Origin of the sequence: Streptomyces sp. NPDC021622, from assembly GCF_040640795.1 — a bacterium.
In the GTDB taxonomy this organism is placed as follows: Bacteria; Actinomycetota; Actinomycetes; order Streptomycetales; family Streptomycetaceae; genus Streptomyces.
This window is the reverse complement of record NZ_JBFACK010000004.1, coordinates 1-25,702: the sequence shown is the minus strand read 5'-3', so window position 1 is coordinate 25,702 and position 25,702 is coordinate 1. Positions and strand designations below refer to the sequence as shown.

Below are 25,702 nucleotides of genomic sequence, written 5' to 3'. Positions count from 1 at the left end.
GCCCCCTTGACCCGTCCCGCGAGCTCCCATACCTTACCGCACAGGCTGATATATCAGTTGTCCATTAGCTGGCTCTCAGGATGGTGCACCGATGGCAACCAACCCGTCGACGGGCCCGTCGACCACCGCAGTCGCCTCTTCCCTCGCCCACCCGCTGACCGCCATCGACCCGGATGTCGCCGCCGCCGTCGAGGCCGAGCTGCACCGTCAGCAGTCGACCCTCGAGATGATCGCCTCGGAGAACTTCGCCCCGGCCGCCGTGCTGGAGGCCCAGGGCTCCGTACTGACCAACAAGTACGCCGAGGGCTACCCGGGCCGCCGCTACTACGGCGGCTGTGAACACGTCGACGTCATCGAGCAGTTGGCCATCGACCGGGTGAAGGAACTGTTCGGCGCCGAGGCCGCGAACGTGCAGCCCCACTCGGGCGCCCAGGCCAACGCGGCAGCGATGTTCGCCCTCCTCGACCCCGGCGACACGATCCTCGGCCTGGACCTGGCGCACGGCGGGCACCTCACCCACGGCATGCGCATCAACTACTCCGGCAAGCTCTACGACGTCGTCCCGTACCACGTCCGCGCCTCCGACCTGCGGATCGACATGGACGAGGTGGCGGAGCTCGCCCGCGAGCACCGGCCGAAGCTGATCGTCGCCGGTTGGTCGGCGTACTCCCGCCGTCTCGACTTCGCCGCGTTCCGGCGGATCGCCGACGAGGTCGGCGCCTACCTGATGGTCGACATGGCGCACTTCGCCGGGCTTGTCGCGGCCGGACTGCACCCAAGTCCCGTTCCGTACGCGGACGTTGTCACGACCACCACGCACAAGACCCTTGGCGGCCCGCGCGGCGGCGTGATCCTCAGCAGGGCCGCCCTGGCCAGGAAGATCAATTCCGCGGTGTTCCCCGGCCAGCAGGGCGGCCCCCTGGAGCATGTCATCGCGGCGAAGGCGGTGGCCTTCAAGGTGGCGGCGGGGGAGGAGTTCAAGGAGCGGCAGCGGCGCACCCTGGACGGGGCCCGCATCCTTGCCGGACGGCTGCTCGCCGACGACGTGGCCGAGGCTGGGATCACCGTCCTGACCGGCGGCACCGAGGTCCACCTGATCCTCGTCGACCTGCGGAACTCGGCCCTCGACGGACAGCAGGCCGAGGACCGCCTCCACCGCATCGGCATCACCGTCAACCGCAACGCCGTGCCCTTCGACCCGCGCCCCCCGATGGTCTCCTCGGGGCTGCGGATCGGCACCCCGGCCCTGGCCACCCGCGGCTTCGGCGAGACCGAGTTCCGCGAGGTCGCCGACGTCATCGCCGAGGCCCTGAAGGACGAGAGGTTCGGCGACGAGCGCGCGGGCCTGCTGCGCGCCCGGGTCGAGAAGCTCGCAGCCGCGTACCCCCTCTATCCCCACCTGCCCCGCCCGAACGGAGCCGCGGCATGACCGCCGAGCCGCAGCCGGAGCACCCCGACTTCCTCTGGCGCACCCCCGAACCCCGCCCGTCGTACGACGTCGTCATCGTCGGCGCGGGCGGCCACGGCCTGGCCACCGCCTACTACCTCGCCAAGAACCACGGCATCACCAACGTCGCCGTACTGGAGAAGGGCTGGCTTGCGGGCGGCAACATGGCCCGCAACACCACGATCATCCGCTCCAACTACCTCCTCGACGAGAGCGCGGGGATCTACGAACACGCGCTGAAGCTGTGGGAGCGGCTCCCCGAAGAGCTCGACTACGACTTCCTGTTCAGCCAGCGCGGCGTGCTCAACCTCGCGCACACGCTCCAGGACGTACGCGAAGGCGTGCGCCGCGCCAACGCCAACCGCCTCAACGGCGTCGACGCCGAGTGGCTCGACCCGGACGAGGTCGCCAAGGTCTGCCCCATCCTCAACGTCTCGCCCCGCACCCGCTATCCGGTGCTCGGCGGCACCTTCCAGCCGAGGGCCGGCATCGCCAAGCACGACCACGTCGCCTGGGCGCTCGCCCGCAGGGCCGACGAGATGGGCGTGGACCTGATCCAGGGCTGCGAGGTCACCGGCTTCCTCAAGGACGGCGACCGGGTCGTCGGCGTCGAGACGAACCTCGGGCGCATCCACGCCGGGCGGGTCGGGCTCGCGGCCGCCGGGTACAGCAGTGTCCTCGCCGAGCGGGCGGGCGTCCGGCTGCCGGTGCAGTCCCATCCGCTGCAGGCGCTCGTCTCCGAACTGCACGAGCCGGTCCACCCCACCGTCGTCATGTCGAATCACGTGCATGTGTACGTCTCCCAGGCGCACAAGGGCGAGTTGGTGATGGGCGCGGGCGTCGACGCGTACAACGGCTACGGGCAGCGCGGATCCTTCCATGTGATCGAGCATCAGATGGCCGCCGCCGTCGAGCTGTTCCCCGTCTTCGCCCGCGCGCATGTGCTGCGCACCTGGGGCGGCATCGTCGACGTCACCCCCGACGCGTCGCCGATCATCGGCGCCACACCTGTGGAGAACCTCTACGTCAACTGCGGCTGGGGCACCGGCGGTTTCAAGGCGACGCCGGCCGCGGGCTGGACCTTCGCCCACACCATCGCGACCGGCGAACCGCACCCCCTCAACGCCCCCTTCGCCCTCGAACGCTTCACCACGGGCGCACTGATCGACGAACACGGCGCCGCCGCCGTGGCCCACTGAGAGGAGGGTCCGATGCTGCTGATCACCTGCCCGTGGTGCGGCCCGCGCGACGAGACCGAATACCACTACGGGGGACAGGCCCACGTCCCCTACCCGGAGCAGCCCGCGGAGCTCGACGACCGGCAGTGGGCCGAGTACGTCTTCTACCGCGACAACCCCAAGGGTCCCTTCGCCGAACGCTGGATGCACGCCCACGGCTGCCGCCGCTGGTTCAACGCCCTGCGCGACACGGCCACTTACGAGGTGCTCGCCACCTACCGTCTCGACGAGCCGCGCCCCGACCTCGCCGCGCCGGCCGCCGGAGGAGAGCGATGACCGAAAAGCAGCACTTCCGGCTCGGGGGCGGCGGCGGTGTCGACCGCGGCACCGTCCTGCGCTTCACCGTCGACGGACGGGAGCTGACCGGCCACCCCGGCGACACCCTCGCATCCGCGATGCTTGCGAACGGCATAGTCGAGGCCGCCCCGTCCCTCTATCGCGGCCGCCCGCGCGGCATCGTCGCCGCGGGAGTGGAGGAGCCCAACGCCCTTGTGCAGCTCGGGGGTTCATGCTCCGAAGGCATGCTGCCCGCGACGACCGTGGAGCTGTACGACGGCCTGTCCGCCACCACGCTGTCCGGAATGGGGCGGCTCGACCCGACCCCCGACCCCGCCGTCTACGACAAGAAGTACGTGCACACCGACGTCCTCGTGGTCGGCGCGGGACCGGCGGGACTCGCGGCGGCCGCCACCGCCGCCGAGTCCGGCGCCCGCGTGATCCTCGTCGACGACCAGCCGGAGCCCGGCGGCTCCCTGCTCTCCGGACGCGCCGAGACGATCGCCGCACAGCCCGCCCTCGACTGGGTCGCCGACGCCCGCGCGGCACTCGAAGCCGCCCCCGAGGCCGTCCTCCTGCCCCGCACCACGGCATTCGGCAGCTACGACGACAACTACGTACTCGCCCTGCAGCGACGCACCGACCACCTCGGCGCCGACGCCCCCGAACCGTCCGAAGGCGTATCGCGCCAACGGCTGTGGCACATCCGGGCCCGCCAAGTGGTCCTCGCGACCGGCGCACACGAGCGCCCGCTCGTCTTTGCGGGCAACGACCGCCCCGGAGTGATGCTCGCCGCGGCCTCGCGCTCCTACCTCAACCGGTATGCCGTGGCCCCGGGTTCGCGGGCCGTGGTGGCCACGACCAACGACAGCGCGTACGACACGGTCGCCGACCTGCACGCCGCCGGGATCGACATCGCCGCGGTGGCCGACGCGCGCCCCACCCTCTCCCGCCGTGCCTCCGAGGCCGCCGCCGCGACCGGGGTGCGGGTCCTGGCGGGCAGCACCGTGGTCGACACCACGGGCGATGGGCGCCTCACCGGCGTCACCGTCCAAGCCCTCGACGAAAGCGGTCAACTCATTGGCGCCCCCGAGTCGTTCGACTGCGACCTGCTCGCCGTGTCGGGCGGCTGGAGCCCGGTGGTGCACCTGCACAGCCAGCGCCAGGGCAAGCTCCGCTGGGACGAGGACCTGGCCGCCTTCGTCCCCGACGGCAGCGTACGCAACCAGCACGTCGTGGGCGCGGCCCGCGGGACGTACGACCTCGGCAGCGGTCTTGCCGAAGGGCGGCGGGCCGGTGCGCTGGCCGCGACGGACGCCGGATTCCCTGTCCCGGTACCGGCGGCGCCCGCCGAGGAAGGGCGGCCCGCCACCCGCGCCCTGTGGCTGGTCCCCGCGCCCGATTCCGGCTCCGACCCCGCCGCCTGGGACACCCACTTCGTGGACCTCCAGCGCGATGTCACCGTCGCCGACGTGTGGCGGTCAACCGGCGCCGGAATGCGGGGAGTCGAGCACGTCAAGCGCTACACCTCGCTCGGCACGGCCAACGACCAGGGCAAGACGTCCGGCGTCAACGCGATCGGGGTGATCGCAGAAGCGCTCGGCGCGGGCGCGTCCCCCGGGGAGATCGGCACCACCGCCTACCGGGCGCCGTACACGCCCGTGGCCTTCGCCGCCCTGGCCGGGCGTGAGCGCGGCGAGCTGTTCGATCCGGAGCGCACGACCTCCATCCACCCCTGGCACGTGGCCCACGGGGCGCTGTTCGAGGACGTCGGGCAGTGGAAGCGGCCGTGGTACTACCCGGGGGCGGGGGAGGACATGGACGCGGCGGTGGCGCGCGAGTGCCGTGCGGCCCGCGAAGGCGTGGCGTTCATGGACGCCTCCACCCTTGGCAAGATCGAGATCTGGGGCGCCGACGCGGGCGAGTTCCTCAACCGCGTCTACACCAACGCCTTCAAGAAGCTCAAGCCCGGCATGGCCCGTTACGGCGTCATGTGCAAGCCCGACGGGATGATCTTCGACGACGGTGTGACGCTGCGCCTCGAAGAGAACCGCTACTTCATGACGACCACCACGGGCGGCGCCGCCGGTGTCCTCGACTGGCTGGAGGAGTGGCTGCAGACCGAGTGGCCCGAACTCGACGTCCACTGCACCTCGGTGACCGAGCAGTGGTCGACGATCGCCGTCGTCGGCCCCCGGTCGCGCGAGGTCGTCGCCCGGCTCGCCCCCGACATCGACGTGTCGAACGAGGCCTTCCCGTTCATGGCCTTCCGCGAGACCACCCTCGCCTCCGGCATCCCGGCCCGCGTCTGCCGGATCTCCTTCTCCGGTGAACTCGCCTACGAGATCAACGTATCCGCGTGGTACGGCCTGGACGTCTGGGAGGAGGTGGACGCGATCGGCAGGCCGTACGACATCACGCCGTACGGCACCGAGACCATGCACGTCCTGCGCGCCGAGAAGGGGTTCATCATCGTCGGGCAGGACACCGACGGCACCGTCACCCCGCAGGACGCGGGAATGGACTGGGTGATCTCCCGGCGCAAGGACTTCATCGGAAACCGGTCCTACACGCGCGCGGACACGGCCCGCACCGACCGCAGGCAACTGGTCGGCCTGCTGCCGGCCGACCGTACGACGCGACTGCCCGAGGGCTGCCAACTCATCGCGCCGGACACGCCGTTGACCCCGCAGGACGGTCCGGTGCCGATGCTCGGCCACGTCACCTCCAGCTACCACAGCCCGGCCCTCGGCCGCCCTTTCGCGCTCGCCCTCGTCGCCGACGGACGGGCGAGGATCGGCGAGACCCTCCTCGCCCCGGTGGGCGACGACCTGGTGCCCGTCCTGGTGGCCGACTCCGTGCTGTACGACCCCGAAGGGACCAAGCGAGATGGCTGAGTTGACCGAGGCCGCCCCCGGCCCGACGCGCCTGCGCCGCAGCCCGCTGGCGCATCTGGACGAGCGGATGCGCGCCGCCACGGTCACCGGCGCCCGTGGCGTGGCGCTGACCGAGTGGCCGTTCATCACGATGCTGAACCTGCGCGTGGACCCCGCATCCGAAGCGGCCGCCCGCATCGAGCAGAACCTGGGGACGCCGCTTCCCCGGCAGTGCGGGCACACCACCGCGGCCGGGGCCCACACGGCCGCCTGGCTCGGCCCCGACGAGTGGCTCGTCCTCTCCCAGGCCGAAGGCCCCGCTCTGGCCGCCGAGTTGAGGGAGGCGCTCGGCGCGGACCCCGGCTCGGCGGTGGACGTATCGGCGAACCGCACCACGCTGGAGCTGACAGGACCGGCCGCCCGGCAGGTCCTGGAGAAGGGCTGCCCGCTGGATCTTCACCCCCGGACGTTCGGCCCCGGCCGGGCGGTGTCCACCACGGTGGGCCCCGTCCCCGTACTCCTCTGGCAGGTCGAGGGCCAAGTCGACGGCGCACCGACTTACCGCCTCTTCCCGAGGGCCTCCTTCGCCGACTACCTCGCGCGCTGGCTCATCGACGCGATGAGCGAGTACGGCTCCCCGGAGGTGCCCTGATGGCGTCGAGTTCATAGTTCGACGTCGACCACAGCCACAACCCCGACGGCCTGGCCGCGATCGGCCGCGACGCGGAGTCGGCGGTTCTGGACCGAGCGGTCCGCCGGCACTGCGAAGGCCGGGTGTTCGTGCAGGGCAGGTGGACGGTGGTGCTGCGCTGACGGGTGCGGCGTGGTGCTGTGCTGACGGGCGTACGGCTTCATCGCGGCGTTCCGCACCCCCACCCCACCCCATGTCAGGCACCCTGAACCGGCGACCACCAGCCGCCCGTCCGAGAGGCCAGCCATGACCGCGCCGTCCCGCCTCATCAGCACCGTCGACTACCACACGGCGGGCGAGCCCTTCCGCATCGTCCTCGGCGGCGTCCGGCCCCCGCGCGGTGCGACCGTCCTCGACAAGCGCGACGACGCCGTCGCCCGCCTCGACGACATCCGCGTACTGCTGACCCACGAGCCGCGCGGCCACGCCGACATGTACGGCTGCTTCGTCACCGAACCCGACGACGACGGCGCCGACTTCGGCCTGGTCTTCTTCCACCGCGAGGGCTTCAGCACGGCCTGCGGCCACGGCTCCATCGCCGCGGCCGTCTGGGCGTACACCACGGGCCACACCCCGCTGCGCGACGACGGCACGCTCGTCATCGACGTCCCCTCGGGCCGCGTCACCTGCACGGTCCGCGACACCGCGGACGGACACCCGAGGGTCGCCTTCCGCAACATCGCCTCCTACCTGCACGCCCAGGACGTACCGGTGCCCACCCGGCGGGGCACGACCACCACCGACATCGCATACGGCGGCGCCTTCTACGCCATGGTCGACACCCGCACCCTCGGCCTTGAGGTCTCCCGCGACCGGCTGCCCGAACTCATCGGCCTGGCCGCCGAGATCAAGACCCACGTCACCAAGAACCACCCCCTGGCCGACCCGGAGGACCCCCGGATCAACGGCCTGTACGGCGTGATCTTCCACGACAGGATCGCCACGGAGGAAGGCCGCGTCGAGGAACGCAACGTCACCGTCTTCGCCGACGGCCAGGTCGACCGTTCCCCGTGCGGCAGCGGCACCAGCGCCCGCATCGCCACCCTCGCCGCGCGCGGGGAGCTCACCGAGAACGCCGTGCTCGTCAATCACGGCATCCTCGGCACCACCTTCCTCGGCCGCATCGCCGCCGCGACCACGGCGCATGGGAAGTCCGCCGTCATCCCCGAGGTCGAGGGCACGGCGTACGTCACCGGCTACAACACCCTGGTCGTCGATCCGCGGGACGAGCTGCCGACCGGATTCCTGCTGCCGTCCTCGTAGGGCGCTGCTTGGCGCGCCGCGCGTCGCGTCGCGTGGCGCGCCGCCGAAAAAGGGCTGGCGCCCCGCGCCGCGGCCCGCCTATCGTTGGGGCCGTTCCGGAGAGGCCGCTCCACGCGGCCCTGATCCGCCGTATGTACCAGGAGGTGTGACCGATGGCTGTCGTTGAGATGGGCGCTGCCCGCATCGAGAAGTCCGTTCATTCCACCTCCGTGGTCACCGGCTGACCTTCCGCTTCACCTTCGCGCGCCAGCGTGCGCGTGCGCCGGGGCCACCCCTGTGAAGGGTCCCCCTTGTCTTCTCTCTCTGCATCCATGCAGGCTTCTTCTCCGTCTTCGCACCCTCTCGCGCCCTACGGCTGGGACGAGAACTGGGAAGCCGAGTTCACCCCGTACGCGGCGCAGGGCCTGCTGCCCGGCCGTGTCGTACGCGTCGACCGCGGTCAGTGCGACGTGGTCACGGCGGACGGAACCGTCCGCGCCGACACCGAGTTCGTCGTCCCGCGCGACCCGATGAAGGTCGTATGCACCGGTGACTGGGCCGCCGTCGACCCCGAGGGCGGCGACCCGCGCTACGTGCGTACGCTCCTTCCGCGCCGCACCGCCTTCGTGCGCTCCACCTCCTCCAAGCGGTCCGAGGGTCAGATCCTCGCGGCCAACGTGGACCACGCGATCATCGCGGTCTCGCTCGCCGTCGAGCTCGACCTCGGGCGTATCGAGCGGTTCCTGGCCCTGGCCTGGGAATCGGGCGCCCAGCCGGTGGTCGTCCTCTCCAAGGCCGACCTGGTGCCGGACGCCACGGGCCTGTCCTATCTCGTCGAGGACGTGGAGACGACGGCCCCCGGCGTCCTGGTGCTCCCCGTCAGCGCCGCCACCGGCGAAGGCGTCGAGATCCTCGCGGCCGTCGTCGCCGGCGGTACGTCCGTGCTGCTCGGCCAGTCCGGAGCGGGCAAGTCGACGCTGGCCAACGCGCTGGTCGGCGAGGACGTCATGGACGTCAACGCCGCCCGCGACGTGGACGGCAAGGGCCGGCACACCACCACGACCCGCAACCTCCTGGTGCTGCCCGGAGGCGGAGTCCTCATCGACACGCCGGGCCTGCGCGGCGTGGGCCTGTACGACGCCGGATCGGGTGTCGGCCAGGTCTTCTCCGAGATCGAGGACCTGGCGCGGGACTGCCGCTTCCAGGACTGCGCGCACACCGCCGAGCCCGGCTGCGCGGTGCTCGCCGCCCTGGAGGACGGCACACTGCCGGAACGCCGTCTCGACAGCTACCGCAAGCTGATCCGCGAGAACCAGCGGATCGTCGCCAAGACGGACGCACGGGTCCGTGCGGACATGCGCCGCGTGTGGAAGATGCGGGGCGCGGAGGGGCGGGCGGCGATGGAGGCGAAGCGGGGGCGTATCCGCTGAGCGCCTCGCTGTGAGGGCGGTGAGGGAGCTGCGGGCCGGTGGGGGCTGGTCGCGCCCACGCGGCGGAGCCGCAGATGTCACAGCCCCGCGCCCCTTACGGGGCACGGTACGCGCAACGTGATGTCCGATTCCCGCCAGCCGGGTCGCCGGGGAGGCCGCACACTGGATGACGTGATCGATATCGATGAGGAGACCAGGTACGAGGCGGTACGCAGCCGCGATGCCCGCTTCGACGGTGAGTTCTTCTTCGCCGTCGAGACCACCGGCATCTACTGCCGGCCCAGCTGCCCCGCCGTCACCCCCAAACGGCAGAACGTCCGCTACTACACCACGGCCGCCGCCGCCCAGGGCTCCGGCTTCCGGGCCTGCCGCCGCTGCCGCCCGGACGCCGTGCCCGGGTCCGCCGAGTGGAACGTACGCGCGGATGTCGTCGGCCGTGCCATGCGCATGATCGGCGACGGTGTCGTCGACCGCGAGGGCGTCCCCGGTCTCGCGGTACGGCTCGGCTACAGCGCCCGGCAGGTGCAGCGGCAACTGACGGCCGAACTGGGCGCCGGCCCCGTCGCCCTCGCACGGGCCCAACGGGCGCACACCGCAAGGGTGTTGCTGCAGACCACGGGCCTGCCGATCACGGAGATCGCGTTCGCCGCGGGGTTCGCCAGTGTGCGGCAGTTCAACGACACCATCCGGGCTGTGTACGCGATGACGCCGACCGCGCTGCGGGACGCGGCGCCGCGGAGGGGGGCCGCGGGACGGGCGACTCCGGCGGCCGGTGTTCCGCTGCGGCTGGCCTACCGGGGGGCCTACCAGGCGGGCGCCGTCTTCGACCTGCTGGCGGGTGAGGCGGTCGACGGGGTGGAGCAGGTCACCGGAGAGCCGGGCGGGCGGACCTATCGGCGTACGCTGCGGCTGCCGTACGGGACGGGGATCGCGGCGGTGGAGGAGCGCGACCACGGGGTCGGCGGCTGGCTCGACACCCGGCTGCACCTGACCGACCTGCGGGATCTCACCACGGCGGTGCAGCGGCTGCGCCGGCTCTTCGACCTGGACGCGGATCCGTACGCCGTGGACGAGCGCCTCGGCTCCGACCCGCGGCTTGCCCCACTGGTCGCTGCCCGCCCCGGTCTTCGCTCGCCCGGGGCGGCGGATCCCGATGAGTTCGCGGTGCGGGCGCTTGTGGGGTGTGCGGGGGCCTCGGAGCTTGTGCAGCGGTACGGCAAGACGCTGGACGCGCCGTGCGGCACGCTGACCCATGTCTTCCCCGAGCCCGGGGCGCTGGCCGGGGAGCCGGGCCCTCTGGGCGTACTGGCCGCGGCGCTGGCCGACGGCCGGGTCAGGCTGGACGCCGGGGCGGACCGGGATGACGCGGAGGCGGGACTGCTCGCGCTGCCGGTTGAGCCGGAGACCGCGGCGGTCATCAGGATGCGGGCGCTGGGTGATCCGGATGTGGCGCTGCGGGGGGAGGAGCCGGTGCCGGACACGTGGCGGCCGTGGCGGTCTTACGGGGGGTGGCATCTACGGGTGGGGTGAACCCCGCCCAAGACCGCCGCTTCGCGGCGAATCTTTCCCGCCCACCCACCCGATTGCCCCGCAGCGCCCCAGGCGAGTTTCCCACCCGCCCACCCGATTGCCCCGAAGTTGCCCGCCCACCCCGTCAGTAGGTCGTCCACCCCGTCGGTAGGCCTTCCAGCCCGGCCGCAGTTCTCTTTTCAGCCCGTCCGGCGTTTGAGGACGAACTCGCCGGAGGCGGTGATCTGCGGTCACCTCGCGGCCGGCGGAGCCGGAAAAGATTCGGGTAGGGGTGGGGTTGGGGAAAGAAACCCCCACCCCTACCCCTCCAGCCCCCAGCTATGGATCCGCCGAGGATGGATGCGGATCAGTTCCTCGCTGAAGTGGGGGCCCAAATCGTGCGGCCCCGTGAGGAGTTCCGCTTCGCCGCGGATGTCGACGCCCCGCACCTTCCACGGCCGCACACTCACAATGTCGTCCACGACCAGCGAAACCTTCGGATTCCCCCGCAGATTGCGCCACTTCTTCGTCGTCCCCAGCGCATACCCACCCACCAGAATCGTCCCGTCGTCCTGTGGAAAGAAGCCGACAGGATTCGCCTGCGGCTGCCCCGCCGCATCGACGGTCGCCATCCGCCCAAGCCGCTGCGACTTGAGGTACGCCCGCTCGGCCTCGCTGAATTCGGTCATGCCGCGAGCCTCGCACGCGTACCCCGCCCCGGCCTAGGAGTTCCCCGGAAGCCCCCACCGCGCCGCCGCCGCATTCGGCTCGACCGGCGCGATCCGCAGATCGGGCCGGTCACCCTTGGCCGTCACAAGGGCCGACTCGCCCTTCCCGAGGGCGATCCGAACCGCCCCGCCGCCCACATCCTCGTACGGCAAGGGACGGCCACGCCCGTCCCGCACCTCCACCGCCCCGGAGATCCCGTGCCGCACCACACACGGCGCCCCCGCCTCACTCACAAGCCGGACCCACCGAGTCGCCCCACCCTCCCGCACCGCGCTCAGCAGAAAAGCCCCCTGCGTACGGAAGTTGTGCACGACCAGGTCCGCCCACTCCGCAGGCAGCGCGGGGAAGACGCGGATGACATCACCCCAGGACTGGCAGACCATGTCGTGCAGGGACTGCGCCGCGGACAGCGGGGTCTCGATGACCGGGCCCGACTCCTTGTACATGGTGTTGGGCTGGATGAAGCGCGCCATCAGCTGCCCGAGGTACTTCAGCGCGTCCTCACCCTTGCCGAGCAGCGCCGACATGGAGGCGGCCCCGGTGAACGTATAGCCCTGCAGGGCCCCTTCGAAGCCGACCCAGTGGGCCAGGGACTTCTCGATCAGGGCGCGTTCGTCCGCCGTGCGGCCCGTCACCTCGTACAGGGGGTAGACCGCGAGCATGTGGGAGTAGTGGCGGTGCGACTTCGCGAAGGGGATGTCCGCGCCGATCATGTAGCCGTTCGCATCGGTCGGGTACGCCGCGAGCCTGCTGCCGACCTCCCGCCAGCGCGGGGTCAACTCGTCCTCCACGCCCAGGAGTTCCGCCGTGCCGAGGAGCGTGCGGCAGCCCCATTTCAGCAGCATCAGGTCGTAGTTGCAGTCCTTCGAATTGCCGCCGTACTCGGGCGAATACGTCGCCGGCAGGTGCAGCTTGCCGTCCGCTCCCGGCTCCAGGAAGTGCAAGTAATAGTTGATCGCCTTCCTTAGAAGTGGGAACAGGACGTCCCGCAGGATCGACTTGTCCATCGTGTGGCGGTAGCTCAGCCAGACGTTGTGCAGCGCCCAAGTGAGGTTGCCGACCTCGGGAGTCGGAGGATCCTGGCCCGGAATGCCGACTCCGTAGCCGCCGTCCGTCACCGAAGCGCCGTTCACCAGGGACGGGTCCGTGGTGCGGGGGACGCCGAGGGAGTCGGCTCGGCATGCGATGCGTGGCCGCAAGGGGGGCTGCGGGTGCCGTGAATCACTGCCCGCCGGTGAGCAGCGGCTGTACGGCGGTCGAGACGCCGTCGAGCTCCGCGACCTCGGCGGGCGGGTTGCCCGCGTACCCCTCGGGCAGCGGTTTGAAGGCGGCGCGCGGGCTGATCGCCTCGGCCGGGTGGAAGACCCAGCGGAAGCCGCGCTCGCCCGCGCTGGGGGTGACCTCGACGGTCAGCACGGAGCGTGTGTTGTGCACCTGTGCGCGGATCCGCAGCGTGCCCTTGTCGGTGGTGAGGGTGCCGGTCAGCTCGGCGTCGCGCAGCCGCAGGCGCCAGTCGATGCCGGTGATGGCGCCGACGGGTTCGAGGGTGAAGTGGCCGATGGGGAGGCGCGCGAGGCCGAAGAGCGAGCCGAACTGGGGGCGGTGGTCCTGCACCTCGGAGTGCTGGATGTTGAAGCGGATCGCGGAGGCCGCGGCGCCCGGCTCCGTGCCCGGTTCCTCACTCGGCTCCGCGTAGATTCCCGAGCCTAGGAAGCCGTTGCCGAGGTAGGGGCCCTCGTACCAGGTCTTCGGCATCTGCTGCCAGACGAGGTCGGCGTCGTCGAGCGCGGTCCGCCAGGGGTCGCCCGGCGCGCGCACCTCCGCCGCTGCCTGGGCTGCCGCCGTGGCCTGCGCGGGCAGGCCCCCGGCGAGCAGCGCACCGCCGACCGCCGATCCGGTGGCGAGCACGGTTCTTCTGGACGGTCTTGGCATCGCGTCTCCCGAGTCATCGGAGCTTTACCTCGCTGAAAGCTAGAGAGGGTGCGCCATCCCGTCAATGAGTCGGGAGAGATCCGATGCAAAGACTGTATGTGAACTGATTTCGGCTACTCGGCCCGCTACTCGGCCCGCTACTCAGCCCGGCTACTCGGCCCGGCCGCTCGACCCCGGCCGCTCAGCCCCAGATCACCGCCCCCAGCCACGCCCCCGCGATCAGCAGACACGCGAACAGCTCCGTCAGGACGCTCCAGCCGCCCGCCCGCATGGCCGTCCGCGTCGCCGTCACCGCCTCGCCGTGCCCGCCCAGGCGCAGCCGCTCCCCGAGGTAGATCCCCCCGATGAACCCCGGTATCGCTCCGATCACCGGCAGCACACAGAACCCGATGAGCGCCCCGCCGCCCGCGTACACGGCCGTACGGCGCGTCGCCCCGCTCTGCCGGAAGCGGCGTGGTGGCAGCAGCCAGCGGATGCCCTGGGCGAGCAGGAGGACGAGGGTCGCGCCGACCAGGACGCCCCAGGCGACCGCGGAGGCGTCCTTGAGCGCCCACCACAGGACCGCGGCCCACACCAGCCACGGCCCCGGAACACCGGGCACAAGCACTCCGCACAGGCCGAGCAGCAGCACCACCGCGACCAGCAGGAGTTCCCACACTCCCATCTGCCAAGCGTGCAGGAATCAGGAGAAAACCGCAGGTCGCGAGAGTCGAGGCCGCCCCGCACGGAAGCCCCGGAGGCGTCAGCGGGCCACCCAGCCCCGCTCGTACGCATGCCACCCCAGCTGAAGCCGCGTCGTCACGCCCGTCAGCTCCATCAGGCGCTTGACCCGCCGTTGCACCGTCCGCAGGCCCAGATCGAGCTGCTTGGCCACGCTCGCGTCGGTCAGGCCCGCGAGCAGCAGGGAGAGGATCTCGAGGTCGGCGCCGTCGGGGCCCTCCGGGGCGTCCTCGGTGACCGCATGGCCGCCCTCGCCGAGCCGGAGCGGCAGCGCGTCCCGCCACACCGCCTCGAAGAGCCCCGTCAGGGATTCGAGCAGGCCGCTCGCATGCACCACGAGCGCGGCCGGTTCCGCGGTGCGCGAGGTCAGCGGCACCATCGCGAGCGAGCCGTCGGCGATCACCAGCTTGGTCGGGACGCGGTCCACGACGCGCACCTGTTCGTTGCGGCCGATCGCCGTCGACAGTTCGAGCAGCCCGGTGGGGAGCGCGAGGACCGAGCGCTCGACCACCACGCGGTAGGCGACGCCGCGGCCCGCCGCCTGCTCCTCCGCGTCGTTCTCCATGCCGGAGACCACGACCGGGTTGCCGGTCACCAGGGCGCAAACCTCGTCGCTCGCGCCGAGCTGCAGCTGGAGGAAGCGCTGCGCGACGGCGCCCGCGCCGGTGACCACCTCGACCAGGTCGTGCACCGCGGGCTCGGCGGCCTGCGCCCGGTACTCCTCGGCGAGCAGCGTCGCCGCAAGCTCCGCCTTCTCCAGTTCGTGCCGCTGCTGCGTCAGGAGCGCGCCGAGCGCCACGGCGGGCGGGGCCGCCACCCACCGGCCTGCTTTTCCGGACGCCTGTGCCGCCAGGCCGTGCCGTTCAAGGCGGCGCAGCGCGTGCACCGTCTCCGGCTCGCCCAGCGTCAGCCGCCGCGCGAGATCGGGCACGTCGGCGGCCCCCACCGCCACCAGTGCGCGGTACGCCGACTCATGTGTCTCGTCCAGACCTATCGCAGCAAGCATGCGGCGACGTCCCTCCCCAAGGATCCGTTCCGACGGCTCCGTGGCGGAAAACGGCCACGGCGTAAACCCGCCCCAGGACATCATCCCCGTACCAGCCACCTCTCTGCCAAGGTGACGCCACCGCAGCACCAACCGCAGCGGTGAATACGGCCTTTGGGCCGGTTCATCCTGCGGTCATGCATGCCCGTCAACCCTGGGGACAGCGATGCGTCCCCCAAGCAGGTCTGGCTGAAAACCGAACTGACGGACGCGAACAACAGTTCCGTCGCGCAGACCGTGGCCCGCGCCTACGACGTGCGTTAGTCACATAGACACCGCCGGGCGGTCCTCCCGTGGGGGGTGGGCCCGCCCGGCGGCCCTCAATCCGTCGCCCGACGGCCGGAATTTCCGGATGAACCGTTTTCGTACGGCCCGTGCGGTGGACAATAGGGGCATGAGTCAGCAGGGGGAGCAGCACACCGGGGCCTCCGGCCAGGAAGACGACTGGTGGGGTCAGCTGTACGACGACTCCGCACCCGACACGGGCCCGGCGCAGGTGGCCGACACCCTCGACGACAGATTCGCCTCGGCGGTGTCCGCGTCGTCCACGGGAACTGCCCCTGGGGACGCCGATACTGCGGGCGATCCCGCCCAACAGGGCGTATTCGGCGAGCAGTTCGAGGACCGGCCTGGCCCTGCCGCCCGCCCCTGGGAACCCCCCGCGGCTCCGGCAGGTCCCGTGACCTTTCCGGCGGGACCGAAGCCGCCCGCGGGGGCCCCGAGCCGCACCACCGCGGTCCCGGCGCCCCGCCCGCCCGACGAATCCGCGGGCCCGCCGCTGTCTGGACGTACCGAAGAACCGGAGCGGACGCCGGAGCCGACGACGCCGGAACCACCCGCGTCCGCACCCGCCCCCGCCCCCGCCGAAGCCTCACGCGCCGTCGACTACGTGGGCGACGGCCCGCCCACCTACGACGCCGAGCCCACCGTGCTGCCCGCCGCCGACCCCGACGACCTGGCGGACCTGGTCGCCGACACCGTTCTCGACGGCGCGCGCTACGGCACGGCCACCCTGCGGGCGGTCTCCGTGCGCGGGGACTCCGCCAGGTACCGGGGCGAGCCGCGCCGTGACTCGCTGCTCACCGCCCGGTTCGGGACGGGCGACGGCGCCCTGGTCCTGGTCGCCATGGCCACCGGCGCGCGGGCCACGCCGGGCGCCCACCGGGCGGCCGCCGACGCCTGTGCGTGGATCGGCCGTGCCGTGGGCCGCAGTCACCAGCGGCTCGCCGAGGACATCAGGGCCGCCCGGCGCGGCGACCTGAAGAGCGGCCTGCACCGCCTCACCGACCGCAGCCTCGGCAAGCTCCGCGCGCAGGCCGCCGACCTCGGCGTGGAGCCCGATGAGTACGCCGCTTCCCTGCGCTGCCTGCTGCTGCCCGCCGACCCCGACTGCCGCACCCGTGTCTTCTTCGGCGTCGGCGGCGGCGGACTCTTCCGCCTCCGCGGCGGGGAGTGGCAGGACATAGAGCCACGGGTCTCGGACCCCGCGGGCGAGGCGGGACCTCCGGTGGTCGGCTTCGGCTCGGTGCCTTCGGAGACCCCCGATGGCGACCGCCTCACCATGGACATGGGGATCATCACGCCGCCGAGTCCCTATGAGCCGGCCCCTGAGCCGCCGCCCCGCGAGCCGTTCCGCTTCCGCGCCTCCGTCGCCCGCCCGGGTGACGCCCTGCTGCTCTGCAGCGGGGGCCTCGCCGAGCCGCTGCGCGGCGAGCCCGACCTCGCGGGACACCTCACCCAGCGGTGGTCGGACGCCGGTCCGCCCGGCCTCGCGGAGTTCCTCGCGGACATCCAGGTCAGGGTCAAGGGGTACGCCGACGACCGGACCGCGGCCGCCGTTTGGGAGGCGTGAGCGCCCGCACTGTGAATTCATGGACCCCAAGAGCGTCAAGGGGACTGAAGGGTTCGTGAAGCCATGGCCAAGCAGAACGTCGCCGAACAGTTCGTCGACATCCTCGTCCGCGCGGGCGTCAAGCGCCTGTACGGAGTCGTGGGCGACAGCCTGAACCCGGTGGTGAACGCGATCAGGCGCACCAAGGGACTCGACTGGGTGCAGGTGCGCCACGAGGAGACCGCCGCCTTCGCCGCGGGCGCCGAGGCCCAGATCACCGGGAGCCTCGCCGCCTGCGCCGGTTCCTGCGGGCCCGGCAACCTCCACCTGATCAACGGCCTGTACGACGCGCACCGCTCCATGGCCCCGGTCCTCGCCCTTGCCTCTCACATCCCTTCGAGCGAGATCGGTCTCGGCTACTTCCAGGAGACGCACCCGGACCAGCTGTTCCGCGAGTGCAGCCACTACAGCGAGATGATCTCCAACCCGAAGCAGATGCCCCGGCTGCTCCAGACCGCCATCCAGCACGCGATCGGGCAGAGCGGCGTCAGCGTGGTCACGCTGCCGGGAGACGTCGCCGACCAGCCCGCTCCCGACAAGGCCATCGAGACCGCCCTGGTCACATCGCGCCCCTCCGTACGCCCCGGCGACGCGGAGATCGAGCAGCTCGCCGCGATGATCGACGAAGCCGACAAGGTCACCCTTTTCTGCGGCAGCGGCACGGCCGGCGCGCACGCCGAGGTCATGGAGTTCGCCGAGAAGATCAAGTCCCCGGTGGGCCACGCCCTGCGCGGCAAGGAATGGATCCAGTACGACAACCCGTACGACGTCGGCATGAGCGGGCTCCTCGGCTACGGCGCTGCCTACGAGGCCACCCACGAATGCGACCTCCTTATCCTCCTCGGCACGGACTTCCCCTACAACGCCTTCCTGCCCGACGACGTCAAGATCGCCCAGGTCGATGTGCGCCCCGAGCGCCTCGGCCGCCGCTCCAAGCTGGACCTCGCCGTCTGGGGCGACGTACGCGAGACCCTGCGCTGTCTCACACCGCGCGTCACCCCCAAGTCGAACCGCCGCTTCCTCGACAAGATGCTCAAGAAGCACGCGGACGCCCTCGAAGGCGTCATCAAGGCGTACACGCGCAAGGTCGAGAAGCACATCCCGATCCACCCCGAGTACGTCGCGTCCGTCGTCGACGAACTCGCCGCCGACGACGCCGTGTTCACCGTCGACACGGGCATGTGCAACGTCTGGGCGGCCCGCTACATCTCACCGAACGGCAAGCGCCGCATCATCGGCTCCTTCAGTCATGGCTCGATGGCCAACGCCCTGCCGCAGGCGATCGGCGCCCAGTTCACCGACCGCAGGCGCCAGGTCGTCTCGATGTCGGGCGACGGCGGATTCTCCATGCTGATGGGCGACTTCCTCACGCTGGTCCAGTACGACCTGCCGGTGAAGATCGTCCTGTTCAACAACTCCTCCCTGGGCATGGTCGAGTTGGAGATGCTGGTGGCAGGACTTCCGTCCTTCGGCACCGCCAACCACAACCCCGACTTCGCCGCCGTGGCCCGCGCGGCCGGTGCCTACGGCGTCCGCGTGGAGAAGCCCAAGCAGCTCGCGGGCGCCCTGAAGGACGCCTTCGCGCACAAGGGCCCCGCCCTCGTCGACATCGTCACCGACCCGAACGCCCTCTCCATCCCGCCCAAGATCAGCTCCGAGATGGTGACCGGCTTCGCGCTCTCCGCCAGCAAGATCGTCCTGGACGGCGGCGTCGGCCGCATGGTCCAGATGGCGCGCTCCAACCTGCGGAACGTGCCCCGGCCTTGACGTTCCGTCAGGCGGGCCGAAGCCGCAGGGTGAGAATCTGGAACGGCCGCAGGTCGAGCGCCAGGCCCGCGCTGTCCGTCTCGGCCGGCCCCTGCGGTCGTTCAAGGAGATCCGTCACCTGCGCCGCGCTCACCGCGAACGACGTGGTGAGCGCCGCCGCCGCGCGCCCGCCCCGCGACTCGTAGAGCCGCACCACGACATCACCGCTCCCGTCGTCCGCGAGCTTCACCGACTCCACGGTCACCGCCGGGTTGTCGACGCTCACAAGGGACGGCAGCACGGGTGCTTCGGCCAGCCGCAGCGGCAGATTCAGGGCGAGGCCCTCCGCGACCGCGTCGCCCGTCGTGGCGCCGGGCAGCAGCGCGTACGTGAACCGGTGCGTGCCCAGATCCGTCTCCGGGTCCGGGCTGTGCGGGGCGCGCAGCAGCGTGAGCCGCACGGTGGTGCCGAGCCCGTCCGCGTGCGGCGCGCGCGTCACATCATGGCCGTACGTCGAGTCGTTGAGCACCGCGACGCCATACGCCTCCTCGGCGACCCGCAGCCACCGGTGTGCGCAGATCTCGAAACGGGCCGCGTCCCAGCCGGTGTTGGCGTGTGTCGTGCGGTGCACATGCCCGAACTGGATCTCGGCGGCGGACCGTTCGGCGTGCACGTCCAGCGGGAAGGCGGCCTTGAGGACTTTCTCCGACTCCCGCCAGTCGACGTCCGTGACCACGTCGACACGCCGGCTGCCCGCCGCGAGCCGGATCTCCTGCGTGATGCGCGAGTCCCCGAAGACCCGCACCACGCGGACGGCGACCCGCAGCGGCCCGTCCTCCACCAGCTCGACGGACTCGGCGTCCGTGAGGTCGGTGTGCGTGTTGCGGTAGTGCCGGTCGAGGTCCCAGGCGTCGTAGTGCGTGGGATGGTCGGGGTGCAGCTGGAGGAGGTTGCCGCGCGAACCGGGGGAGAGGACCTCGCGGCCGGCGTCGAGATCGCTTACGGAGGTCAGGAGCCCGTCCGTGTCGATGGTGACGCGGAGATGTTCGTTCCCCAACACGATGGTGCTGTCGGCGAGTTGAGCCGTGACACCGGCACCCGGAGCGCGGGTGTGCCCGGCCGCCACCGCGAGGCTCTGCGTGCCGAGGGCCGGGACGTTCACGTGCACCAGGGCCCCCGCGCTGCTCGTGACGACCTCGCTGCGGGCGTACGGCGACGCGTTGAGCACGGCGGGCTCGCCCGCGCCGAGGGACCGCACCGCGTCGGCGGTGATCTCATCGAGCTCGGCAAGCACCCGTGCGTAGGTGTCGCGGGCCTCACGGTGCACCCAGGCGATCGACGAGCCCGGCAGGATGTCGTGGAACTGGTGCAGCAGCACCGTCTTCCACAGCCGGTCGAGCGCCTCGTACGGGTAGGCGTACGAGGGGTCCCGCAGCGAGGCCGCGGTGCACCACAACTCGGCCTCGCGCAGGGCGTGTTCGCTGCGCCGGTTGCCGCGCTTGGTCGCCGCCTGCGTGGTGTACGTCGCCCGGTGCAGCTCCAGATACAGCTCGCCGGACCAGACCGGTGCCCGCTCCCCGTACTCCTCCTCGGCGGCCGCGAAGAACGCCGAAGGGCGCTCGATCTCGACGCGCGGCGAACCCTCCAGGGAGCGAAGGCGCCGCGCACGCTCCATCATCTCGCGGGTGGGGCCGCCCCCGCCGTCGCCCCAGCCGAACGGCACGAGCGAGCGGGACGCGCGGCCCTTCTCGGTGAAGTTGCGCTCGGCGTGGGCGAGTTCGGCGCCGTGGAACTGCGAGTTGTAGGTGTCCACCGGCGGGAAGTGCGTGAAGACACGGGTGCCGTCGATGCCCTCCCACCAGAAGGTGTGGTGCGGCATCTTGTTGGACTGGTTCCAGCTCAGCTTCTGCGTGAGGAACCAGCGGACGCCCGCCAGCTTCGCCAACTGCGGGAAGGCGGCGGTGTATCCGAAGGAGTCCGGCAGCCAGATCTCCTCCGTCTCGACGCCGAGCTCCTCGCGGAAGAACCGCATCCCGTGCGTGATCTGCCGCGCGAGGGCCTCACCGCCCGGCATGTTGGCGTCCGACTCGACCCACATCGAGCCCACCGGCGCCCAAGTCCCGTCCGTCACCGCCTTCTTGATGCGCTCCCAGATGTGCGGCTGATGCTCCTTCACCCAGGCGTACTGCTGGGCCTGCGAGCAGGCGAAGACCAGCTCCGGATACTCCTCGGCCAGCGCCGTCACATTGGCGAAAGTGCGGGACGCCTTGCGCACCGTCTCGCGCAGCGGCCACAGCCAGGCCGAGTCGATGTGCGCGTGCCCGGCGGCGGACACGCGGTGCGCGCTTGCGTGGGCGGGGCTCGCGAGGACCCCGGCGAGCTCGGCGCGGGCGGCGGCGGCCGTGCCCGGCACATCGTGCAGATCGAGCGCGTCGAGCGCCCGCTCCAGCGCCCGCAGGATCTCGTGGCGGCGCGGCCGGGCCGCATCCAGCTCGTACATCAGCTCCGAGAGGACCTCGATGTCCAGGGTGAGCCGCCAGGCCTCCTCGTTCAGTACGGCGAGATCGGCAGAGGCGAATCGGTAGATGGGCCGATCGCCCGCGGTCAGTACGTCGCCGAGCGGCGTCGGCTCGAAGTCACGCAGAACGGCCGGATTGGCCGCCGCCTCCAGGAGCAGATGCACCGGTTCACCCCCCTGCGCGGGGGCCGCCACGGGGATGTGCCGGTTGCGTGGGTGAACACCCTTCAGAGGAACACCCGAAGCGTCGTACACCAGACCCTCGGCCTGGAAACCGGGCCCGTCACCGGTGAACCCGGGGTCGACGACCACCTCGACGCGCCGCCCGCGCCATGCGTCGGGCACCTGCCCCCGCAGCCGGAACCAACTGGTTGACCAGGGACTTCCCCACTCCGTCCCGGTCTCGAAAGGCGTGTACGACGCCTTCAGCGCCTCGGCGACGGGCACCGGCTCGCCCGGGGCGTGCCAGACCGAGAGGGCGAGCGGCACACGGTCCGTGTACTGGGCGGGGCGGATGAACTGCCGCAGGGCGCGCTCCAGGCGGCCCTCAACCAGCAGTCGGTCGTCGTGCACGGCGGCTCCTCGGCAGGCTCGGACGGACTCACGCGGGATCTCCCGGGATCATGCGGGAACGATCCACCGCTTCACTTCCCCGTGGGGCCAGGGCGCACCCGTTCCTTTGATTGATGAATGGACATGAGTGCCGCCAACCGGGTGGGGCATGCATTCCGTGAGCGCGTTCGAGCAAGGAGGAACAGGACTCATTTTGTGGGCGGGGGTCATGACAAGGCAGGTACGAGGGGGTGGTCCCCGTCGATCCGGGGCTGCTTCGCCGAAGGCACGGGACGAGCCGACCGACGACATGGTCGGGGAGTCCGACCGGGCTCAACTCCGGCGCAGATTGGGGCGATCAGACCTACGGGCGGTTCCCGAGGTACGCGGGGCGCTGCGTGAACTCCTGCGCTCCTGGGGCAAACCGGGAAGATCCGAGATAGCCGAGCTGCTGACCAGCGAACTGGTCACGAACGCACTGGTGCACACCGATCACGACGCGATCCTGACGGCGACCGTCGGGCCGGGCCGCCTGCGGGTCGAGGTCAGGGACTTCGTGGGGCGCCGCCCCAAGCTGCGGGTACCGAACGCCGACGACGGTACGCACGGCAGAGGCCTGGTCCTCGTGCAGTCCCTCGCCGACGCCTGGGGCGTGCGGGCGCACGGGGTGGGGAAGGTGGTGTGGTTCGAACTGGACGGCGGCCCGGTGTGACCCGGACCGCCGACCGTTACCCGCCCTGCATCAACCGAACTGCTGCTCAAGGTCCTTGAGCTTCTGCTCCAGGGAGTCGAGCCTCGGCAGCGTCTGTGTGTCGTCCTCGGCCGTGAGGTCGACGGTCACCGGCGTGGCGGCGTCAGGGCCACTCCTGACGGCCTGGAGGGAGGGGCGGGAGCGCAGCGCCAGCTGTTCCTGCGGCGCTATGGCAGGGTCCGCGCCGACCTGCGCGGACCCTGCGGCCGGTGCCACGGCCTGCATGTCGACCTGGCGTCCGCCGCGTCCCGGCAGGGCGCGGTGGCCCCGGCTGATCGCCTTGAGCTGCGCGCGCTCCAGCTTCTCCCGGTCCCGCCTGCGGGTCCGGGTCTGCTCCTTCTCGCGCCGGTCCTCACGGACCTCCTCGACCGCCTCGTCCAGGGTGCGTACGCCTTCGAGGAGCATCAGCGACCAGGCGCCGAAGGTCTCGCGGGGCGCGCGCAACCAGCGCACGATGCGGATCTGCGGCAACGGCCGCGGCACCAGGCCCTGTTCACGCAGCGCGGCACGGCGGGTCTGCTTCAGTGCGCGGTCGAAGAGCACCGCCGCCGAGAGCGACATCCCCGCGAAGAACTGCGGGGCGCCCGCGTGGCCGAGGCCCCTGGGCGCGTGCACCCAGTTGAACCAGGCGGCCGCGCCCGCGAACGTCCACACGAGGAGCCGCGAGCCGAGCGCCGCGTCCCCGTGGCTCGCCTCGCGCACGGCGAGCACGGAGCAGAACATCGCCGCCCCGTCGAGCCCGAACGGGACCAGGTACTCCCAGCCGCCGGACAGGTTCAGGTTCTGCCGGCCGAAGCCGACAAGGCCGTGGAAGGAGAGTGCGGCGGCGACCGCCGCACAGCAGAAAAGCAGTACGTACGAAGCCGATCCATAGATCGCTTCCTTGCGCCTGCGGCGCTCCTCGCTGCGCTCCCACGATTCGTCGCTGGAGGCGCCGGCGGCCTTCTGTCCGGCCCGCTTGCCGCGTGCGAGTACCGCCACCGCGACCAGCATGCCCAGGAGCAGGACGCAGCCAGGAAGCAGCCAGTCCAGCGATATGTCGGTCAGTCTCATCTGGGGTCCTTGCGTCGCGGTAGGGCGTTCGGGCGCCATAGTGACCCAATCCCGGTGGCCCTCAGAGGGGTTTCGGGGCAAGAGAACGCGTTGGGGGGTGCAAAGGGGTGCGGCGCGCGCCGTTTTGCTCGAACTCAGCGGCCAGGAAGGCGAGTTGAGTTCGATTAAACGGACACGAAAGGGTGGTTCAGGGGGAAGCGGCTGAGGTTTTGGAGACCGTGGGGGCGCTGTGGGGCGCTGGGGGGCGGTCAGGCCGCGGCACTGAGCCGTGCGACGCGCTCCGTGTCGCAGGTGCGCGGGCAGGTCACACAGGTGTCCTCGGGACGCAGCGTGTAGAACATGCAGCAGCTCGCGCGGTCGCGGGTCGGCAGGGACTCGCCGTTCGGCCCCGTCAGCTCCCGGAACCCGGCCGTCCCGACGTACGGCTTGGTGGCGCCGGGCAGCAGCAGCTCAAGATCCTGTGTGGCGCGCTGCTCCTCGCCCAGGAGGTGGGCGATGTACCAGAGACCTTCGACGATCTCGTCCGTGGCGACGCTCCACAGGGCGCGCGAGCGGCGCCGCATCCGGGGCCCGAAGGCGTCGAGCAGCGGTCCCAGGTGCTCGGCGACGGCCGCCCGCACCTCGACGCGCAGGGCTTCCTCGTCGGGTACGACACGGGCGCCGGGCAGCGCCGCGGCCGGATCGCCCGGCAGGCAGGCGAAGCCCGCGTCGCGGACGGCCATCCGGCCCAGGGTGCGCTGGAAGGCGACGTTCTGTACGGGGTAGCGGGGGACGCGGCGGTGCAGGAACCACGGAACGGTGATCAGGAGCGTGGCCGGCCAGGCGTACCGGTGCAGTCCGAAGCTTGCGATGACGTCGGGGCGCCCGGCCTGCCCGTAGTCCTTCAGTACCTGCGCCTCGTCCCACGCCAGAAACGCGTCGAGGTCGGCCCCGCCCTCCGCGAGCCGGGCGGCGGTGACCCAGCCGTCGCCCTGTGGGGCCTGCTCCTCGTTGCCGAGCTCGGTCACGCGCAGTCCTGGGAACACCTCGGTGAGGCGGGCGTAGGCGTCCGCGAGGGCGCTCGGGGCGCGCTTCGCCAAGGCGGGAACGTGCATACGGGGACCACCGAATCACGATCGATTACAGGTTAGCCTTACCTTACCCGAAGTGATCGAGGTTTCAACTGCGGTGCTGTCCGCCTATGGTGCCTCTCGTACCTTTCGGACCGAGCGGACTATGGGTGGACCTCGTGGAGCAGGCCAGAGCGCATGACGCGTACCGCCTTGCCGTCCGTGTGCCGGAGCAGCCGCGGTCGGGCTCGGCGCGCGGTGAGCACACGCACGCGGAGGCTGAGTCCGAGCCGTCCGCGCAGGTCGCGCCGCCTGCGCCGCCCGCGCCGCGCAGGCCGGTGCAGCGGAGCTCGGTCCGCGGTCAGGTGCTCGACGCGTTGCGCGCCGCGCTGGTCGGCGGTGATCTCGCGCCCGGCGAGGTGTACTCCGCGCCCGTGCTCGGCGAGCGCTTCGGGGTCTCCGCCACTCCCGTGCGCGAGGCGATGCAGCAGCTCGCCATCGAGGGCGCGATCGAGGTCGTGCCGAACCGTGGCTTCCGGGTGACCGAGCGGAGCGCCCGGGAGCTGGGGGAGCTCGCGGAGGTGCGGGCGCTGATCGAGGTGCCCGTGATGCTGCGGCTTGCCCGTACGGTGCCTGCCGCGCGGTGGTGTGAGCTGCGGCCGCTGGCTGAGGCGAGCGTGGTGGCGGCGGCGGGTGGAGACCTTGCGCGCTACGCGGAGTCGGACCGGGCCTTTCACCGGGCCGTCCTTGGCCTCTCCGGGAACCAGCAGCTGGTGCAGGTGGCGGACGATCTGCACCGGCGGTCGCAGTGGCCGCTGGTCAGCGGGCCCGTCTCCGGGCGCCGCGCCGACCTCGTCGCCGACGCGGCGGAGCATACGGCTCTCCTGGAGGCGTTGGTGGCCCGTGACCTGGCCGTCGTCCAGTCCTTGGTGCGGGAGCATTTTGCGGGGGCGGGGGGCTAGTGGGGGGGGGGCGGGGGCGGTCCCTGCGGGGCCTTCCCCAATCCC

General features: G+C 71.6%; 22 protein-coding genes. 13 read left to right on the top strand and 9 right to left on the bottom strand.

Annotated features, from left to right (window positions below; translation table 11 throughout):
* The first annotated feature begins 91 nt into the window (after positions 1-91).
* From glyA to AB0G47_RS10520, 5 genes are read left to right on the top strand one after another with little or no spacing between them, the layout of a single operon-like run.
* On the top strand, positions 92-1,429 hold the full coding sequence (gene glyA, locus AB0G47_RS10540) for a serine hydroxymethyltransferase (RefSeq protein WP_360766686.1): 1,338 nt from the start codon (positions 92-94) through the stop codon (positions 1,427-1,429).
* Positions 1,426-2,646, top strand: coding sequence for a sarcosine oxidase subunit beta family protein (locus AB0G47_RS10535; protein ID WP_360766683.1), 1,221 nt, complete (start codon positions 1,426-1,428; stop codon positions 2,644-2,646). Before glyA ends, AB0G47_RS10535 begins: the two co-directional genes overlap by 4 nt.
* A gap of 12 nt (positions 2,647-2,658) precedes the next feature.
* Complete coding sequence (locus AB0G47_RS10530; RefSeq protein WP_360766680.1) at positions 2,659-2,961, top strand: sarcosine oxidase subunit delta; 303 nt, start codon at positions 2,659-2,661, stop codon at positions 2,959-2,961.
* The gene (locus AB0G47_RS10525) at positions 2,958-5,858 is read left to right on the top strand and encodes a sarcosine oxidase subunit alpha family protein (RefSeq protein ID WP_360766677.1); all 2,901 of its coding nucleotides are present in this window, start codon (positions 2,958-2,960) and stop codon (positions 5,856-5,858) included. The genes AB0G47_RS10530 and AB0G47_RS10525 overlap by 4 nt, the downstream gene beginning before the upstream one ends.
* Complete coding sequence (locus AB0G47_RS10520) at positions 5,851-6,489, top strand: sarcosine oxidase subunit gamma family protein (protein ID WP_360766674.1); 639 nt, start codon at positions 5,851-5,853, stop codon at positions 6,487-6,489. The genes AB0G47_RS10525 and AB0G47_RS10520 overlap by 8 nt, the downstream gene beginning before the upstream one ends.
* Positions 6,490-6,500: 11 nt before the next feature.
* Here the strand turns inward: AB0G47_RS10520 and AB0G47_RS10515 are convergent, their stop codons facing one another.
* Positions 6,501-6,776, bottom strand: coding sequence for a hypothetical protein (locus AB0G47_RS10515; RefSeq protein ID WP_360766671.1), 276 nt, complete (start codon positions 6,774-6,776; stop codon positions 6,501-6,503).
* On the opposite strand from AB0G47_RS10515, the gene AB0G47_RS10510 reads away from it, so the two are divergent.
* From AB0G47_RS10510 to AB0G47_RS10500, 3 genes are all read left to right on the top strand, one after another.
* Entirely contained in the window at positions 6,775-7,791 is a 1,017-nt protein-coding gene (locus AB0G47_RS10510; RefSeq protein ID WP_360766668.1) for a proline racemase family protein, read from the top strand. The genes AB0G47_RS10515 and AB0G47_RS10510 overlap by 2 nt on opposite strands.
* Before the next feature lie 311 nt (positions 7,792-8,102).
* Positions 8,103-9,200: a ribosome small subunit-dependent GTPase A gene (gene rsgA, locus AB0G47_RS10505; protein WP_360766665.1), complete on the top strand. Its 1,098-nt coding sequence runs from the start codon at positions 8,103-8,105 to the stop codon at positions 9,198-9,200.
* Positions 9,201-9,320: 120 nt separating this feature from the next.
* Entirely contained in the window at positions 9,321-10,730 is a 1,410-nt protein-coding gene (locus tag AB0G47_RS10500; RefSeq protein WP_360766662.1) for an AlkA N-terminal domain-containing protein, read from the top strand.
* A gap of 299 nt (positions 10,731-11,029) precedes the next feature.
* On the opposite strand, the gene AB0G47_RS10495 is transcribed toward AB0G47_RS10500, so the two are convergent.
* From AB0G47_RS10495 to AB0G47_RS10475, 5 genes are all read right to left on the bottom strand, one after another.
* Positions 11,030-11,398, bottom strand: coding sequence for a PPOX class F420-dependent oxidoreductase (locus AB0G47_RS10495; RefSeq protein ID WP_360766660.1), 369 nt, complete (start codon positions 11,396-11,398; stop codon positions 11,030-11,032).
* A gap of 33 nt (positions 11,399-11,431) precedes the next feature.
* On the bottom strand, positions 11,432-12,637 hold the full coding sequence (locus tag AB0G47_RS10490) for a hypothetical protein (RefSeq protein WP_360766657.1): 1,206 nt from the start codon (positions 12,635-12,637) through the stop codon (positions 11,432-11,434).
* Between the two features lie 22 nt (positions 12,638-12,659).
* The gene (locus AB0G47_RS10485; RefSeq protein ID WP_360766654.1) at positions 12,660-13,370 is read right to left on the bottom strand and encodes a hypothetical protein; all 711 of its coding nucleotides are present in this window, start codon (positions 13,368-13,370) and stop codon (positions 12,660-12,662) included.
* 181 nt (positions 13,371-13,551) lie between these two features.
* On the bottom strand, positions 13,552-14,034 hold the full coding sequence (locus tag AB0G47_RS10480) for a DUF456 domain-containing protein (RefSeq protein WP_360766651.1): 483 nt from the start codon (positions 14,032-14,034) through the stop codon (positions 13,552-13,554).
* Between the two features lie 78 nt (positions 14,035-14,112).
* Positions 14,113-15,096 carry a helix-turn-helix transcriptional regulator gene (locus AB0G47_RS10475; protein WP_360766648.1) on the bottom strand — a complete coding sequence of 328 codons (984 nt, stop codon included), beginning with the start codon at positions 15,094-15,096 and terminating at the stop codon, positions 14,113-14,115.
* Between the two features lie 180 nt (positions 15,097-15,276).
* Here AB0G47_RS10475 and AB0G47_RS10470 point away from each other — a divergent pair, with 180 nt between their 5' ends.
* The 3 genes from AB0G47_RS10470 (at position 15,277) to AB0G47_RS10460 (ending at position 18,793) form a co-directional block, all read left to right on the top strand.
* The gene (locus AB0G47_RS10470) at positions 15,277-15,399 is read left to right on the top strand and encodes a hypothetical protein (protein WP_360766645.1); all 123 of its coding nucleotides are present in this window, start codon (positions 15,277-15,279) and stop codon (positions 15,397-15,399) included.
* 130 nt (positions 15,400-15,529) lie between these two features.
* Entirely contained in the window at positions 15,530-16,987 is a 1,458-nt protein-coding gene (locus AB0G47_RS10465) for a protein phosphatase 2C domain-containing protein (protein ID WP_360766642.1), read from the top strand.
* Between the two features lie 63 nt (positions 16,988-17,050).
* Positions 17,051-18,793: a pyruvate dehydrogenase gene (locus tag AB0G47_RS10460; RefSeq protein ID WP_360766639.1), complete on the top strand. Its 1,743-nt coding sequence runs from the start codon at positions 17,051-17,053 to the stop codon at positions 18,791-18,793.
* Between the two features lie 7 nt (positions 18,794-18,800).
* On the opposite strand, the gene AB0G47_RS10455 is transcribed toward AB0G47_RS10460, so the two are convergent.
* Complete coding sequence (locus AB0G47_RS10455; RefSeq protein ID WP_360766637.1) at positions 18,801-21,863, bottom strand: glycoside hydrolase family 38 C-terminal domain-containing protein; 3,063 nt, start codon at positions 21,861-21,863, stop codon at positions 18,801-18,803.
* Between the two features lie 289 nt (positions 21,864-22,152).
* Here AB0G47_RS10455 and AB0G47_RS10450 point away from each other — a divergent pair, with 289 nt between their 5' ends.
* Positions 22,153-22,554 carry an ATP-binding protein gene (locus tag AB0G47_RS10450; RefSeq protein ID WP_360766877.1) on the top strand — a complete coding sequence of 134 codons (402 nt, stop codon included), beginning with the start codon at positions 22,153-22,155 and terminating at the stop codon, positions 22,552-22,554.
* A 30-nt stretch (positions 22,555-22,584) separates the two neighbouring features.
* Here the strand turns inward: AB0G47_RS10450 and AB0G47_RS10445 are convergent, their stop codons facing one another.
* Positions 22,585-23,646, bottom strand: coding sequence for a DUF2637 domain-containing protein (locus AB0G47_RS10445; RefSeq protein WP_360766634.1), 1,062 nt, complete (start codon positions 23,644-23,646; stop codon positions 22,585-22,587).
* A 248-nt stretch (positions 23,647-23,894) separates the two neighbouring features.
* The gene (locus AB0G47_RS10440; protein ID WP_360766631.1) at positions 23,895-24,740 is read right to left on the bottom strand and encodes a (2Fe-2S)-binding protein; all 846 of its coding nucleotides are present in this window, start codon (positions 24,738-24,740) and stop codon (positions 23,895-23,897) included.
* A gap of 134 nt (positions 24,741-24,874) precedes the next feature.
* On the opposite strand from AB0G47_RS10440, the gene AB0G47_RS10435 reads away from it, so the two are divergent.
* Positions 24,875-25,657 (top strand): GntR family transcriptional regulator, encoded by a 783-nt coding sequence (locus AB0G47_RS10435; protein ID WP_360766628.1) that lies wholly within the window; start codon positions 24,875-24,877, stop codon positions 25,655-25,657.
* Positions 25,658-25,702: the final 45 nt, after the last annotated feature.

Excerpts from the sequence above, each read along its gene's own strand:
- AB0G47_RS10465 (WP_360766642.1), top strand. The coding sequence starts at position 15,530 with ATGAGTCAGCAGGGGGAGCAGCACACCGGGGCCTCCGGCCAGGAAGAC.
- AB0G47_RS10515 (WP_360766671.1), bottom strand. The coding sequence starts at position 6,776 with ATGGCTGGCCTCTCGGACGGGCGGCTGGTGGTCGCCGGTTCAGGGTGC.
- AB0G47_RS10520 (WP_360766674.1), top strand. The coding sequence starts at position 5,851 with ATGGCTGAGTTGACCGAGGCCGCCCCCGGCCCGACGCGCCTGCGCCGC.
- AB0G47_RS10535 (WP_360766683.1), top strand. The coding sequence starts at position 1,426 with ATGACCGCCGAGCCGCAGCCGGAGCACCCCGACTTCCTCTGGCGCACC.
- AB0G47_RS10525 (WP_360766677.1), top strand. The coding sequence starts at position 2,958 with ATGACCGAAAAGCAGCACTTCCGGCTCGGGGGCGGCGGCGGTGTCGAC.
- AB0G47_RS10460 (WP_360766639.1), top strand. The coding sequence starts at position 17,051 with ATGGCCAAGCAGAACGTCGCCGAACAGTTCGTCGACATCCTCGTCCGC.
- AB0G47_RS10450 (WP_360766877.1), top strand. The coding sequence starts at position 22,153 with ATGGTCGGGGAGTCCGACCGGGCTCAACTCCGGCGCAGATTGGGGCGA.
- AB0G47_RS10445 (WP_360766634.1), bottom strand. The coding sequence starts at position 23,646 with ATGAGACTGACCGACATATCGCTGGACTGGCTGCTTCCTGGCTGCGTC.
- AB0G47_RS10485 (WP_360766654.1), bottom strand. The coding sequence starts at position 13,370 with ATGCCAAGACCGTCCAGAAGAACCGTGCTCGCCACCGGATCGGCGGTC.
- AB0G47_RS10475 (WP_360766648.1), bottom strand. The coding sequence starts at position 15,096 with ATGCTTGCTGCGATAGGTCTGGACGAGACACATGAGTCGGCGTACCGC.
- AB0G47_RS10500 (WP_360766662.1), top strand. The coding sequence starts at position 9,321 with ATGTCCGATTCCCGCCAGCCGGGTCGCCGGGGAGGCCGCACACTGGAT.
- AB0G47_RS10495 (WP_360766660.1), bottom strand. The coding sequence starts at position 11,398 with ATGACCGAATTCAGCGAGGCCGAGCGGGCGTACCTCAAGTCGCAGCGG.
- glyA (WP_360766686.1), top strand. The coding sequence starts at position 92 with ATGGCAACCAACCCGTCGACGGGCCCGTCGACCACCGCAGTCGCCTCT.
- AB0G47_RS10530 (WP_360766680.1), top strand. The coding sequence starts at position 2,659 with ATGCTGCTGATCACCTGCCCGTGGTGCGGCCCGCGCGACGAGACCGAA.
- AB0G47_RS10480 (WP_360766651.1), bottom strand. The coding sequence starts at position 14,034 with ATGGGAGTGTGGGAACTCCTGCTGGTCGCGGTGGTGCTGCTGCTCGGC.
- AB0G47_RS10440 (WP_360766631.1), bottom strand. The coding sequence starts at position 24,740 with ATGCACGTTCCCGCCTTGGCGAAGCGCGCCCCGAGCGCCCTCGCGGAC.
- AB0G47_RS10470 (WP_360766645.1), top strand. The coding sequence starts at position 15,277 with ATGCCCGTCAACCCTGGGGACAGCGATGCGTCCCCCAAGCAGGTCTGG.
- AB0G47_RS10510 (WP_360766668.1), top strand. The coding sequence starts at position 6,775 with ATGACCGCGCCGTCCCGCCTCATCAGCACCGTCGACTACCACACGGCG.
- rsgA (WP_360766665.1), top strand. The coding sequence starts at position 8,103 with ATGCAGGCTTCTTCTCCGTCTTCGCACCCTCTCGCGCCCTACGGCTGG.